The 14,615-nt window shown below is 60.7% G+C and carries 12 protein-coding genes and 1 pseudogene; 9 read left to right on the top strand and 4 right to left on the bottom strand.

What is annotated here, in order from left to right; genetic code table 11:
• Position 1 precedes the first annotated feature (1 nt).
• Both ACA072_RS12155 and ACA072_RS12150 read right to left on the bottom strand, forming a co-directional pair.
• Entirely contained in the window at positions 2-946 is a 945-nt protein-coding gene (locus tag ACA072_RS12155; RefSeq protein WP_497624515.1) for an aldo/keto reductase, read from the bottom strand.
• Entirely contained in the window at positions 933-2,219 is a 1,287-nt protein-coding gene (locus ACA072_RS12150) for an NTP/NDP exchange transporter (protein WP_497624514.1), read from the bottom strand. The genes ACA072_RS12155 and ACA072_RS12150 overlap by 14 nt, the downstream gene beginning before the upstream one ends.
• A 124-nt stretch (positions 2,220-2,343) precedes the next feature.
• Between ACA072_RS12150 and ACA072_RS12145 the strand changes: the two genes are divergently transcribed.
• Both ACA072_RS12145 and ACA072_RS12140 read left to right on the top strand, forming a co-directional pair.
• Complete coding sequence (locus tag ACA072_RS12145; RefSeq protein WP_497624513.1) at positions 2,344-3,108, top strand: alpha/beta hydrolase; 765 nt, start codon at positions 2,344-2,346, stop codon at positions 3,106-3,108.
• 278 nt (positions 3,109-3,386) lie between these two features.
• Positions 3,387-3,679: pseudogene (locus ACA072_RS12140) on the top strand (bestrophin family protein); the annotation flags it as partial.
• A 138-nt stretch (positions 3,680-3,817) separates the two neighbouring features.
• On the opposite strand, the gene treS reads toward ACA072_RS12140, so the two are convergent.
• On the bottom strand, positions 3,818-5,884 hold the full coding sequence (treS, locus tag ACA072_RS12135) for a maltose alpha-D-glucosyltransferase (RefSeq protein WP_497624512.1): 2,067 nt from the start codon (positions 5,882-5,884) through the stop codon (positions 3,818-3,820).
• A gap of 371 nt (positions 5,885-6,255) precedes the next feature.
• Here treS and ACA072_RS12130 point away from each other — a divergent pair, with 371 nt between their 5' ends.
• From ACA072_RS12130 to ACA072_RS12110, 5 genes are all read left to right on the top strand, one after another.
• Entirely contained in the window at positions 6,256-6,813 is a 558-nt protein-coding gene (locus tag ACA072_RS12130; protein WP_497624511.1) for a phage infection protein, read from the top strand.
• A gap of 195 nt (positions 6,814-7,008) precedes the next feature.
• Entirely contained in the window at positions 7,009-8,559 is a 1,551-nt protein-coding gene (locus ACA072_RS12125; RefSeq protein ID WP_497624510.1) for a sensor histidine kinase, read from the top strand.
• A 31-nt stretch (positions 8,560-8,590) separates the two neighbouring features.
• A complete protein-coding gene (locus tag ACA072_RS12120) occupies positions 8,591-9,238 on the top strand; it encodes a response regulator transcription factor (RefSeq protein WP_497624509.1) in 648 nt (215 codons plus the stop codon).
• Positions 9,239-9,342: 104 nt separating this feature from the next.
• On the top strand, positions 9,343-9,717 hold the full coding sequence (locus ACA072_RS12115) for a response regulator transcription factor (RefSeq protein WP_497624508.1): 375 nt from the start codon (positions 9,343-9,345) through the stop codon (positions 9,715-9,717).
• Between the two features lie 176 nt (positions 9,718-9,893).
• Entirely contained in the window at positions 9,894-10,154 is a 261-nt protein-coding gene (locus ACA072_RS12110) for a transmembrane sensor/regulator PpyR (RefSeq protein WP_497624971.1), read from the top strand.
• A gap of 103 nt (positions 10,155-10,257) precedes the next feature.
• Here the strand turns inward: ACA072_RS12110 and ACA072_RS12105 are convergent, their stop codons facing one another.
• Positions 10,258-11,661 (bottom strand): MFS transporter, encoded by a 1,404-nt coding sequence (locus ACA072_RS12105; protein WP_497624507.1) that lies wholly within the window; start codon positions 11,659-11,661, stop codon positions 10,258-10,260.
• Positions 11,662-11,789: 128 nt separating this feature from the next.
• Here ACA072_RS12105 and ACA072_RS12100 point away from each other — a divergent pair, with 128 nt between their 5' ends.
• Together ACA072_RS12100 and ilvD are read left to right on the top strand one after the other, a co-directional pair.
• Positions 11,790-12,689, top strand: coding sequence for a LysR family transcriptional regulator (locus ACA072_RS12100; RefSeq protein WP_497624506.1), 900 nt, complete (start codon positions 11,790-11,792; stop codon positions 12,687-12,689).
• A gap of 193 nt (positions 12,690-12,882) precedes the next feature.
• Positions 12,883-14,565 (top strand): dihydroxy-acid dehydratase, encoded by a 1,683-nt coding sequence (ilvD, locus tag ACA072_RS12095; RefSeq protein WP_497624505.1) that lies wholly within the window; start codon positions 12,883-12,885, stop codon positions 14,563-14,565.
• Positions 14,566-14,615 lie beyond the last annotated feature (50 nt).

Below are 14,615 nucleotides of genomic sequence, written 5' to 3'. Positions count from 1 at the left end.
CCTAGCCAACGATATCGATCAACTGCTCACGCTGCGCGCCGGTCAACATCGGTCCGAAACCGGCGCCGGCATTGTCCGCCATGTAGCGCGGGTTGCCGGTGCCGGGAATCACGCAGGTCACCGCTGAATGCGACAGCAGGAACTTCAGCGCCATTTGCGCCCAACTGTTGACCCTCACGTCCGCCGCCCAGCGGGGCAAGGGTTTGTCCTTCAATCGAGCGAGCAAGTCACCGCCGCCAAACGGTCGATTGCAGATCACCGCCACGCCGCGCTCGCGGCACAGCGGCAGGATGCGTTTCTCGACGCCACGGTCATCCAGCGCATAGTTGATCTGCAAGAAATCCAGTGGTTCGGCCTTGAGCACCGCTTCGACCTCGTCATACGCCGAGGCCGTGTAATGAGTGATGCCGATGTAGCGGATGCGCCCTTCTTCCTTCCATTTGCGCAAGGTCGGCAGATGGGTTTGCCAGTCTAGCAGGTTGTGGATCTGCATCAGATCGATTCGATCGGTTTGCAGCAGTTTGAAAGACTGCTCCATCTGCGCGATGCCTTCTTCGCGGCCCCGGGTCCAGACCTTGGTGGCCAGGAAGGCCGGCGAGCGCGGCTCGTGAATCGACAGCAATTCACCGGTCGTCTCTTCGGCCCGGCCATACATCGGTGAGCTGTCGATCACCGTCCCGCCCTTCTCGAACAATGCACGCAAAACGGCAGGCAACTGCTTGTAGGCGGGGCTCGACGGCTCGACATCAAAACCGCGATAGGTGCCCAACCCAACGATGGGCAATGGCTCGGAGCTGGAAGGAATGGCGCGGGTCAGCATGTTCTTGCCTCCTGTTTCCTTCGACGGCGTGGTTTCTGCAAAAGCCGGGCCGAAGGTAAAAACCGCCGAAGCCCCGGCAGCCAGCGTGAGTATTTGGCGACGCGTGTATCCATCAGTGTGGCTCATGGAATGGTCCTTCCACCTTTTTGCTGTCAGCCCGTTGTTCCTGGCGCCGGGCCAGCCACAGGCATAACCAGCCCCACAGCCCGGCAAACGGCACGATCACCAGCGCTACCAGACCAAAACCGGCGCCCAGTGCGGTCAAACCCACCGACAACCAGCCACTGGCGGCATCTCCACCGCGGTACACCAGTGTTTCGATCACATTCTTGGCCTTGTACTTTTCCTCGCGGCTCACCACGGTCCACAACACCTCGCGCGCCGGGCGCACGATGGCGAACTCGACCGCACGACGCAGCCCCTGCGCCAATGCAACCGTGGCGGGCACGGGCGCCAGGGCCATGGCGGTAAATGCCACGATCGTCGCCAATGGCAACGTCACCAGCGCCCCGCCGACACCGACCAGACGAATCAACGGCGCCGTCAGCAACAGCTGAAAGATCAAGGTCAACGCCGACACGATCAAATCGACCACGGCGAAGAATTGCGTGCGGCTGGCCACATCAGCATAGCTACCCGCCACAATCCGTCCCTGTTCGAAATACAACAAGGTCGCGGCGCTGGTGTGCAGAAGCATGAACACCACCAGCCCCAGCAGATAAGGCGAGCGCACAATCAGTGTGATCCCGGCCAGCATGCTGCCGCCCATGCGCCGATCATCCAGCAAGCGGCTGCCGGACTGCGACCGTGTCCGGGACAGCAGCGCCCGATAGCAGCGCACCGCGACTTCCAGCAGCACCGCCGCCGCTACAGTCAACGCCACCGGGCCCAGGCGCGTGGCCATGGTCGCCGCCAGCAACGGTCCGATAAACGTGCCCAGGGTCCCCCCCGCCGCGATGAACCCGAACAGCCGCCGTCCTTGCTCACTGGAAAACCGGTCGACCAGCACGCTCCAGAAAATGCTGACGATGAACAGGTTGTAGATGCTGATCCAGACGAAAAACACCCGCCCGACGGCCACCGACGCGATGTGGTTGGCGATCAACACACCAAACACCAGCATCGACGCGGCAATCACGCGATAGATCAACGGCACGAACTGCGTAGCCGGCAGCCGCGAAGCCAATGCGCCAAACACCGGCACCATCAGCAACATCACCGCGAAGGTCGCCGTGAACAGCCACTGCAATTTGTCGGCGCCACCCTCAAGGCCCAACGCATCGCGCAACGGTCGCACCAGGTAATAACTGGCCAGCACGCAGAAATGGAACGCGAACCCGAGCATCAGGGCGGTTCTCTCGCCGGGTTGCACGTTGAGCCACTTTGCAGCGATGGGCATGGGCGCCCTCCTCTGTAGCCGGGCTCGGTGTGCCCTGCTACCGATGAACTAAACTCTGGCTCCGATCCAGTGGATTGGGTTCATCAGCCCAGAGCCGTCAATGTCGCCCACTAAAGTTAGTCGAATGCCACGAACCCTGGTGTTAATCGTCGTCATCCTTGCAGCGTTGTACATGGCGCTCTGTGCGGCGCTGTTCGTGTTTCAGCGCGCGCTTATCTACTTCCCGCAGCCCAGCGCCATCGAGACACCCGAAACGTTGCTCAAGTTGACCGTAGAGGATGCCGAGGTGATGGTGTCGGTCAGGCCCCACGACGGGCCGAAGGCGTTGATCTATTTCGGCGGCAATGCCGAGGACGTCTCTCGCAACCTGCCCGGGTTTGCCCAGGCTTTCCCGGAGCATGCGATCTATCTGCTGCACTATCGAGGCTTCGGCGCAAGTTCCGGCGCGCCGTCCGAGGAGGCCATCCAGCGCGATGCCATGACCTTGTTCGACAAGGTCTACGACACCCATCCGCACATCGCCGTGGTCGGACGCAGCCTCGGTTCGGGGGTCGCCGTGCGCCTCGCCAGCCAGCGCCCGGCCTCGAGCCTGATCCTGATCACGCCCTACAACAGCCTGGAAGACCTCGCAGTGCGCCAGTTCCCGTGGTTTCCGGTGAAGTGGCTGCTGCAGGAGCGCTTTGAATCATGGAAGTACGCGGCGCACATCACGAAGCCGACGCTGCTGATCGCCGCGGAGCACGATGAAGTCATACCGCGCTCAAGCACCGAGCAGCTCTACACCCATTTCGCCAAAGGTGTGGCCACGCTGAAAGTCATACCGGGCGTGGGCCACAATTCCATTTCCGAGAGCCCCGAGTATTTAAAATTGCTGGGCGATGCGCTGTGAACAACGCTGCTCCGCGACCTGTAGCAGCTGTCGAGCCTGCGAGGCTGCGTTCGGCTGCGAAGCAGTCGTAAAACCAGAGCTCGCGGTGTATCAGTCAGACCACGGAAACCGGGTTCACGACTGTTGCGCAGCCGGACGCAGCCTCGCAGGCTCGGCAGCTGCTACAAGGTAAGCGTGGGAGTCATAGAGCCCGTCGATCACTCGGTCATCAACAGTGATTGGACGGATGGCCCGCATGCTCTTTAGCCTGCGTCCGTTTTTTCCGTAGGCGGAACACCATGATCGTCAGACCGAAACCTAACTTCCTCAACATCATGAGTGCGATCAAGGGTCGATCGCCAAACGGATTGCCCTGCGTTGCCTGATGGTGACACTGCTCGCCTCTGTCATCGTGCTCGTCGAGACCTGGCACCCGAGCTATTTCTCCAAGGTCAGTGCCACGCCTTTTACCCTGTTGGGTTTGTCGCTCTCGATCTTCATGAGTTTTCGCAACAACGCCTGTTATGACCGCTGGTACGAAGCCCGCAAAGCCTGGGGCGATGTGACGATCGCGATTCGCTCGATGATTCGCACCTGCCGCTCGACACCATCGTGCGCACTATCGAGCGGGAAGTCCTTGCAGCGCTGGGGGAAACACAGCTACCACCGGCACTCGAACCGGTGGATTTCGTGCTGGGGTAACTCTAACCTGCGGCACCTCGCACGGCCCTCAAATCATCGGCGAAGCACTCACCACTCGCAGCGCCAACCCTTCATAGGCATCCAGCGTAATAGTGAAGTCACCCTCAGGCGTCAGATCCCCTTCAACCCGCTCGTTAATGATGTCGACCACCGGCCCCGGTGCAATATTGGGCAGGTGCAAGGTTTCGGTGATCGGCGTAGAGCCAAAGTTCAGCGCGGTGATTTGCGTACCCTTACCGGCCGGCAATTCGTGAACCATGACCAGCAGCCCGGGGTGCTGCACATCCGGAATCAGGATCTGACGACTCGCGGCAATATCGTAGGCGCGGCGCGCAGCGAGGATTCTTTTCAGTTGCGAGACGAACGAATCCGGGTCCTTCAATTGGCTGGGCAGGCTGCCATACAACGTCTTCGGACGCGGCATTTCACCCGCAGACAGCGGTGCATCCGGATTAAGGTCCACCAGATCGTAGGCGCCGCGATGAATCCAGCGTGTGTCGCCGTCGCCCATCAAATGCTCGACCTGTTCGGCCGGCAACGGCAACGCGCCGACCAGGTCCCAGCCGGATAACGCGAACACGCCCGGTTGCATGGCGTTGTACATCACCAACAGCACATGCACCTGGCGAATCTGCTGGATATCCGCCGCCGTGATCGCGTCGAGATCACGAATCCCCAGCGCCGCCGTGATGATGCTGGCGGTGGTGCACGACACGCCGTTGGTGACGAATTTCAGATTGTAAGGTGCGTGTTCACCCGCCAGACGCTCGTACATCTGCTCGCGAATGTGTTCACGCAAGATGCTGCCGGGAAAGGTCTGGCCCTGATAGAGGTAGGTGTCATGGGCGTGCAGCGTCCAGAAATGCACCAGCTCCAGGGTCAGTTCGTCGTGGTTTTGCAAGGCATGGATCAGCGAACCGGGGTCGATGCCCTGGGTATGCATCTGCCGCAGCATCAAGCGCAGGAATTCGGTGTCGCCCATCAGCAACGCATGCTGATAGGCCGGTCGGGTGATGAAGTCGTAGGAAAGATCGGCGCCGCCATGGGACATGCTGGCGATGTCGTCGATGGTCAGGTTGAGTTCCTGGAAACTGAAACCGCCGGCCTTGCGAATCGCCCCGGCCAGCAGTTGGTTACCAGTGATCGACAACGGATGGCTTTCAGACCAGGCCGTGCCGTCGAGCTTGCGCTCCACGCCGAGAAACCCGTTGGCGTCCAGGCGCAGGATTTTCGCGCCCATGACGTCGATGGCGTGCAGGGCGTCGCCGATGATCATCTGTTGTGCGGCGAAGGTCGGGTCCAGCCAGTTCAGCGACGGCTGCCCTTCCTTGAAGTAATGCAGATAGACCCAGCGCCGTGGTTTGCCATCGACGCCGATCACAATCGGTGTCGCGCTCCAGTCGGTTTCCTTGACCCCCGGCTCGAAGAAAATCACACGCTGCAACTGACCGACGATGTAGTGCTTGTCCCGGAGCACGTCGACCTGCATAGGGCTGAGGTTTTGCGCATCACGGCCGTCGGCAATGTCCGGCAGCAACGGCCAGTCCTCTTCGCGGATTTCGACCATGTGGTAGAGACCCGGATAGTCCTCGTAGGCCATCTCGGCCAGGCGGAAATCCGCGCCTTTGCCGGTGTGCGAAGGGATCACGTCATCAATGATCACCGCGTTGTGCGCGGCGGCCATGCGCACCAGCGCCTGGAGCTGCGCCTCGGTGCCCAGTTGCGGGTCGATCTCGAAACTGATGCGGTCAAAATTGCCGTCAATGGTCGGTGTGCGTTGGGTGCCGGTCAGGCCCCCAGACATTTTCAGCGGACCGTTATGAATGCCCTGGATGCCGATTCTCGACAGTGCATGCCATAAGGTTTCATCGCCCAGGGCTTCCAGCACGGTGCCGTCTTCGCGAGTGACGATGGACGCCGGGTAGGCAGTGAACCATACCGACGCCAGGGCCGAGGCATCACGGGGCCGGGTATGGGCATAAGGCTGTTGCCACAGCCGACCTTGTCCCGAGTAGAGCTTGGCCCGCTGCCTTGCGGCATGAAGCATCGATTGTTCAACCAGCCAGGTCACATGATTTTTGTCAGCCGCGGTCATAAAAGCAGTCACCTGTTGTCGGGGAAAATTTGCGCTTGGCCATCCCATGCGTACCTGCACCGGCGGACCCGTCCTTTTCATATGAGGCCCTGAGATGGCATTCGTTGCATTGATGCTGGACGAATCAGAACCCGCCTCCTGTTTCAAGTCATACCTGGGGATGAGTCGTTAATACCTATATATCCCCGCGGGCAACCTAGGCATAAGTGACGCGATTACGCCTCTCTTTAAGATACAGCCATCAAATACCCACGCCTGATCAGACAAAAAACGTGCCGGCGACGAGTCACTACGACGGTCGCTCTTGAACCGTTGCACGCATGCAAAACCCTTGATGCTTGAACATCCCTTGATCAAATAAGGAGAACAGGATGAAAACTCCAAACGTCGTACGGGGCATTGCCCTGCTGGCTACCACTGGCTTGATAACGGCGACGATTCACGCAGCTGAACCTCGCGACGGAGCTGCCAGCGGCAGCCGAACAGGCGGTGATCGGGATGCTGTTGCACCTTTGGTCCAACACGCCTCCGACAAACCCATCCACCCACACGTTGCCGAAGGCGGTGCCGATCGCTTGAAAGAACGACAACTGGCCGCGGACGGCTCTGATCGACTCAATCAGAACCGTGTCGCCGAGGGCGGTGCCGACCGCTTGAAAGAACGGCAATTGGCGGCCGACGGTTCCGATCGACTCAATCAGAATCGTGTCGCCGAGGGGGGCGCTGATCGCCTTAAGGAACGGCAATTGGCAGCGGACGGTTCCGATCGCCTTGAGCAGAATCGCATCGCTTTCGGGGCCAACAGCCGGATGCGCGGCACGCGTGTAGCGGAAGGCAGCTCGGATCGTTTGATGCAGAACCATGTTGCCGACGGTGGCTACGATTCCGGTTCAGACATGAACGCCGACTTCTGCTTCGCCTGCCGCTGATCGAGCATTGATTCAACCCCCGACTGCCGGGTTCGTTAACAGAAAGCCCCTTCATGAGGGGCTTTTTTGTTCCGCCAACATTCAGGACGATTTTTTGGCCGAAATTCAGGGGTTTATGTCCTATTGAAGGACAAACGTTTGCTTCTAGCATAGGCCCCCGACTCCGCCCCTCGATACCAGGAGTGCATGACCGAGATGAACAACAACAGGTCTTTGAATGCGCGTAAAGCCTTTCCATTTTTCAACAGTGCCAACGGCAAAGGGCAACGCATACCCTGCGAGACGAGCATTGATGCAGCGATCGGCATCAGTTCCAACCCGCTGATCAACGCCCTGGGATGGCTGATCGGGCTCGTGGTGGCTTGCGGCATCGTAATCATCAATTCCGAGACATACATTGACCTGGCCCCGACGATTCTTTACATCACGTTGCTGTTGATGGCGGCGAACCTGTTTTCAATCAACGCCGTGATTTCAATCGCGCTGATGTGCATGCTGCTGCTGACGGCGACCTTTGTTTATAACGGCGGCTATCAACGCTGGGACTCGACAACGGGGTTCTTCCGCTGCCTGACCGCGCTGTCGGCGATCACCTTCCTGGCGCTGCGCAGCAAGTATGCTGCCGACCGGCTGCGTCATAACGAGGTGTACCTGATCGGCGCCCAGCGCCTGAGCCAGACCGGCAGCGTTGGATTCCGTGCCGGTGGCGAGGCGATCTCCTGGTCGGACGAATCGGCAAGGATTTTCGAGTACCCGCTGACCGAAGCCCCGACCTTCTCGAAGGTCCTGGCACGCACCCACCCCGATGACCTTGCACTGGTGCACGAAATATTTGCCAAGGCGACGCGCCATGAAGCGCTGATCGAGGTCAAGCACCGCTTGCTGATGCCGGACGGCCGCATCAAGCACGTTCACATGATCGCCAGCCCGCTGTTCACCCAGCATGAACGCTCCAAATACGTCGGCGCACTGATGGACATCACCGCCAGCAAGCAAGCCGAAGAAGCCCTCTTCTGCGCCCAGGCGCAACTGGCCCACGTCACACGCGTCACGTCGCTGGGCGAACTGGCCGCCTCCATCGCTCATGAGGTCAACCAGCCGCTGACGGCCATCACCAGCAGCAGCGAAGCCTGTCGCCGCTGGCTCGACCGCCCCGTCCCGGACCTGAACGAAGCGATCGCGTCCCTGGACCGCATCATCGCCAGCTCGTGCCGCGCCAGCGATGTCATCAGTCGCATCAGGACGCTGTCACGCAAGTGCGGGCCGCTGCGCCAGAGCGAGTCGCTGAACGATATCGTCAACGAGACGCTGAGCCTGGTTCAACAAGAGTTGGCGCACCACAAAATCAGCCCGAAAGTCGATTTGGCCGCGCATTCAGGTCGTGTCCATGCCGACCGGGTACAGCTGCAGCAAGTGATCATCAACCTGATCATCAACGCTTGCCAGGCCCTCGCCGAGGTCGAAACGTCTGAGCGGACTCTGCATGTACGCACGTGGGTCAAGGACAGCGAGGCGGTGGTGGAAGTGGCTGACCTGGGGCCGGGCATCGCGGCCCATGTCCTGCCGTCCTTGTTCACCCCGTTTTTCACGACCAAGGACAACGGCATGGGCATGGGCCTCTCCATCTGCCGCTCGATCATTGATTTTCATGGCGGCAGGATATGGGCCACCAGTGCCATCGGCCACGGCACCTCGTTCAAGGTCGCCCTGCCGCTGCTCGTCACCGTTGCCCGCGAAACGGCTTGAACACCAGGACAACTGCTCCCAGGGAAGCTCCATGAACAAACATCACCCCATGAACAAAGTCAGCAACAGTGAGCCCTTGGTCTTCATCGTCGATGATGATGCGCCGCTGCGTGAAGCACTCGGCAGCCTGCTGCGTTCCATCGGCCTGCAGGTCGAGCTGTTCGGTTCTGCTGCCGACTTCATGAAGTACAACCGCCCGGACATCCCCTGCTGCCTGGTGCTGGATGTGCGATTGCAAGGCACCAGCGGGCTGGATTTCCAGCAGGAGCTGGTGGCCGCCAACATTAACCTGCCGATCGTTTTCATGACCGGGCACGGCGACATTGCCATGACGGTCCGCGCGATGAAGGCCGGCGCGGTGGATTTCCTCGAGAAGCCCTTTCGCGAACAGGATTTGATTGATGCGGTATCCGCTGCCCATGCACGGGACAAAGTGCGGCGCGAGTCGGAACGCGAAAACGATGAGTTGCGCAGCCGCTTTGCCACGCTGACCCCCAGGGAGCAAACGGTCATGGCATTGGCCGTGTCGGGCTTGATGAACAAGCAGATCGCCGGGGAAATCGGCTTGAGCCAGATCACCGTCAAGATCCACCGCGGCCAGGCCATGCGCAAGATGTTCGCCCGCTCGTTTGCCGACCTTGTTCGTATGGCGCAAGCGCTGGGAATCAACCGGACATAGGGACGGGTCTATACGCAGGTATACTGTGCCGCGCTTGGGGATTGGGTATCTTGCAGTGATGGCGGGCACTCTTTATGGGCTACCCGATATCACCAGGTACTTAAATGTCCTACCCATTTATTATTTCCGTGGTCGACGATGACGAGTCGGTTCGCATTGCACTGGACAGTTTATTGCGCTCCAACGGATACACCGTCCGGGTATTTGCCACGGCTGAAGAGTTCCTCTCTACCAACGGGCCGCAAATCACCTCCTGCCTGATCTCCGATGTTCAAATGCCCGGCCTGTCGGGCATTCAAATGTATGAAGAACTCTCGGCCCGAGGCATTCACCTGCCCGTCATCTTCATCAGCGGATACCTGGATTCCCTGCCCCAGGTCAGCGCAACAGCCGTCGAACCCGTGGCATTTTTCCCAAAACCATTCCCCTGCGGCGAATTGATTGCCTGTATCGAAGACATCCTCAATCGCTACGCTTGATCCCGCTCACCGGCGGTCAAATCATGCGGCCTGCGCGTTTTCATTGTGCCCGCTTAATACATGGGTATGTGTTGCTCATACTCATGCGTGTTTGCACTGACCCCTGGTAGAAGTGTCTCGCCCTCTCCCCATCGATAACATCTCCCTTGTCTTCAGGCGTATTTGCGGTGACTGGCGTGTATGGCTTTTTTGAAAATCCTTATCGGGTGTTGACGTTGTCTCATGTGCTGCTGATCGGCGGGCTGATCATGCTGGTGGTCGGGATCATCCTGGCCTACGGCTGTGATGCCTACCTGACGCTGCCTGCCCTGGTGGGTGCGCACGCCATGACCATTCTCGGTCCAACGGCGATCAAGCTCGGCTATGTCATGCGGTTGCTGGCCCATAACCACCTGCGCCTCAATCTGAAAGCGCAACTGCAGGGCACCGCTGCCTGATCCACATTTTATTAAAGACCCGGTCAGCTCCCTCCTTGCTGGACCGGCGATTCCCAAACGCCCGCCAACCCGTTTTTTTGGCGGGCTTTTTTTTGCTTCGGATTTACGCCACCGCGCGTTCATTTTTCAGGGCTGGCAACGCGATGGCGAGCGCCAGGCCAATCAGCCCCGCTGCGACCGCAAAGGTAATGGCCATGCCACGGGCGAGCGCTTCCGGGGTTGCGCTGGTGATGTCGATCGTCGATGACGCCAGCGCAAACACTGCACCCATCACCGAGGCACCGCTGATGAGCCCGAGATTACGCGACAGGCTGAGCAGGCCGGCAATGACGCCGCGCTGATCCTGACTCACGCCGGTCATGATCAACGTGTTGTTGGCCGCCTGAAACAGTGCATAGCTGGCGGTGATCACGGCGATGGGCGCGAGGTAGCCGAAGACGCCGAAACGCGTCGGCATCATCGACAGAACAGAGGCGCCGAATGCCATCACCACCAGCCCGGAAACGCTCATGCGCTGAGCGCCAAAACGGTCAACCAGACGACCAGCAGGTACACCAGCCAGCGCGGCCACCAGCGGGCCGACTGACAACGTGAGCCCGACCAGCGCTGCATTCAACCCGAGCGCGCCTGAGAGATAGAACGGCCCAACCACCAGCGTCGCCATCATCACCGTCGAGACGAGCATGCTCATGGCCAGACCCGCGCTCAACCCCCGCTCACGCAACAGCGCCAACTTGATCAGTGGCGATGCAACCGTCGCCTCGATGAACAGGAAGACCCCGCTGCCGGCAACGGCGATCAGCAATAACGCGAGGTTGAGCGAACCCCAAACCCCTTCACCCAACGTCATCGCCAGTGCATACGCGCCGAGTGTCAGCGCCAGCACCACCGTGCCTGCAACGTCAAAACCGCCACGTTGCGCCTTCGGTACTTGGCGATCCGCAGGCAAGTAGAGATACGCGAGCACCCCGTTCAAAATGCCCAGCGGCAGGTTGACCAGAAAAATCGCCTGCCAGCCAAAGCCGGAGATCAGCACGCCGCCGAGCGCCGGCCCCAGCGTGGTGCCGATCGCCGACATCGTGCCGAGCAATCCCATGGCGCTGCCGGTCTGCGCCTTGGGCACCGTCTCACCGACAAACGCCACGGTGAGCGCCAGCATGATTGCCGCGCCGAGGCCTTGCACCGCCCGGGCGGCGACCAGCCACCACAACGAAGGCGCCAGGCCACAGGCCAGTGAAGCCAGGGTAAAGATGCCGATGCCGGCCAGCATCAACCGGCGGCGACCGACTATGTCACCCAAGCGTCCTACGCTGACGATCAACGTCGTGATCGCAAGCAGATACGCGAGGACGATCCACTGGACCTCCTGGAAGGAAGCATCGAGTGCCTGTGACAAGATCGGCAAGCCCGCATTGGCGATGCTGGTGTCGAGTGAAGGCATCAACATCGACAGCGAAAGGCTGGCGAGCGCCCATCGGACCGAGCCGGATTGCGTGGTGAGTGTCATGGTTGGGCCCTTGATGAAGTGTTGGCCTTCAGCGTATGCCCGCACCTGACAAGGCGGAAGACGCACCACTTGCACTTGATACCTGCACGTGGCGCCATGTCATCACTCAGCCGTGCTACCGTTTAAGCATGACGACTCCCGACCTGAACTTGCTGATTACCCTTGATGCGCTGCTCGCCGAAGGCAGTGTGGCGCGTGCCGCCCAACGGCTGCGGCTGAGCCCGTCGGCGATGAGCCGGGCACTGGCGCGATTGCGTGAAACTACCGGCGATCCCCTGCTGGTCCGCGCCGGGCGTGGGCTGGTGCCGACACCCCGGGCGCTGGAGCTGCGTGAGCAAGTCAGCCAACTGGTGCAGCACGCCGAAGCAGTGCTGCGCCCCGCCGAGCACCTCGACCTCAAGCAACTGGTGCGCACCTTCACCCTGCGCACCAGCGACGGTTTTGTAGAGAACTTCGGGCCGGCGTTGATTGCTCGCCTCAGCGAAGAAGCACCCGGTGTTCGGCTGCACTTTTTGCAGAAACTGAACCAGGACAGCACGCAGCTGCGCGACGGCACGGTCGATCTGGAGACCGGCGTTGTCGCGGACACCACCAGCCCCGAAGTGCGTACCCGCGCGTTGTACCAGGACCGTTTCATCGGCGTGGTCCGCCCGGGACATGCACTGTGCAAGGGCAAGATCACCCCCGCCCGCTATGCATCCGGCCGGCATGTCCTGGTCTCGCGGCGTGGGCGTGACAAGGGGCCGATGGATGACGCCTTGAAACCGCTTGGGCTGGCGCGGGAGATCGTCACCATCGTTGGCGGCTTTTCCGCATCTTTGGCGCTGGCCCGGGCGTCGGACCTGATCGCAACCGTGCCCGAACGCCATACCCACAATCTGCGCGCCGGCCTGCACAGTTTTGCCCTTCCGGTGTCCACGCCTGTGATCACCATTTCAATGCTCTGGCACCCGCGAATGGACGCCGATGCCGCGCACCAGTGGTTGCGCGGATGTATTCGGGAGGTGTGCGCGGGACCTCTGGATTAGCTCCTTCGGGTACGTTCGACCCTGTGGGAGCGGGCTTGCTCGCGAAGGCGGTGTGTCAGCCGACAATAATGTTGAATGACACACCGCCTTCGCGAGCAAGCCCGCTCCCACAGGTCGGCGAACCGGGTCTAGACTCAATGCGTTGCTTCGGGCCACACCGGTCGGGCCAGCGATCTGGATATGAGGGAACGTCATGAGCGACAAAGTCGATTTACGTAAGTACTCCTCGCAAGTGGTCGACGGCGTGGAGCGCGCGCCGGGCCGTTCCATGCTGCGTGCCGTGGGCTTCACGGATGAGGATTTCAAGAAACCGCAAATCGGCATTGCCTCCACTTGGGCGATGGTCACGCCGTGCAACATGCACATCGACAAGCTCGCCATCGAGGCCGAAAAAGGTGCGAATGCCGCCGGCGCCAAGGGCGTCATTTTCAACACCATCACCATTTCCGACGGCATCGCCAACGGCACCGAAGGCATGAAGTATTCGCTGGTGTCGCGTGAAGTGATCGCCGACTCCATTGAGGTGGTGGCCGGTTGCGAAGGCTTTGACGGCCTGGTGACCGTGGGCGGTTGCGACAAAAACATGCCGGGCTGCCTGATCGGTATGGCGCGACTGAATCGCCCGTCCATTTTTGTCTATGGCGGCACCATCCGCCCGGGCGCCGGCCACACCGACATCATTTCCGTGTTCGAGGCCGTGGGCCAAAATGCACGCGGTGATATCAACGAGATTCAGGTCAAGCAGATCGAGGAAGTGGCGATCCCCGGTCCGGGTTCCTGCGGCGGCATGTACACGGCCAATACCATGGCCTCGGCCATCGAGGCATTGGGCATGAGCCTGCCCGGCTCCAGTTCCCAGGACGCCGTCGGCAGCGATAAGGCGTCCGACAGCTTTCGTGCCGGTCAGCAGGTCATGGAGCTGCTCAAGCTGGACCTGAAACCGCGCGACATCATGACCCGCAAGGCTTTCGAAAACGCCATCCGCGTGGTGATCGCCCTCGCCGGCTCGACCAACGCCGTGCTGCACCTTTTAGCCATGGCGCATGCGGTGGATGTCGAACTGACGCTGGATGATTTCGTCGAGCTGGGCAAGGTGTCCCCGGTGGTGGCCGACTTGCGCCCCAGCGGCAAATACATGATGAGCGAGCTGGTCGCCATCGGCGGCATCCAGCCGCTGATGAAACGCATGCTCGCCGCCGGCATGCTGCACGGCGACGTGCTGACGGTGACCGGCAAGACCCTGGCGGAAAACCTGGAGAACGTGCCCGACTATCCCGAAGGTCAGGACGTGATTCTGCCGTTCGACCAGCCAGTGAAAAAAGACTCCCATCTGGTGGTGCTGCGCGGCAACCTCTCACCGACTGGCGCGGTGGCCAAGATCACGGGCAAGGAAGGCTTGCGCTTTGAAGGCACAGCGCGTGTGTATCACGGCGAGGAAGGCGCGTTGGCCGGGATTCTCAATGGCGAAGTCAAAGCGGGTGATGTCATCGTGATTCGCTACGAAGGGCCCAAGGGCGGGCCTGGCATGCGCGAAATGCTCTCGCCGACTTCGGCGGTCATGGGCAAAGGCCTGGGCAAGGACGTCGCGCTGATTACCGACGGCCGCTTCTCCGGTGGCTCCCATGGCTTTGTGGTGGGGCACATCACGCCGGAAGCTTTTGAAGGCGGGCCGATTGCGCTGATTGAAGATGGCGACAGGATCACCATCGATGCTGAAACCCGGCAGATTACGGTCGATGTCTCCGACGCCGAACTGGCCGAGCGCAAGACCCGTTGGGTACGTCCGGAGACCCAGTACAAACGCGGGGTGCTGGCCAAGTATGCCAAGACCGTGTCCAGCGCTTCGGAGGGCGCGGTGACGGATAAATACCTTTAAGGAGGAGCAAGGCCTGGGGTTCAGTGTTGTCTGATCTGACGCATTCGCGA

The organism is Pseudomonas sp. LBUM1656 (genome assembly GCF_059716065.1).
Note: the sequence above shows the minus strand (reverse complement) of the source record. Positions and strands in the feature narration are given on the sequence as shown.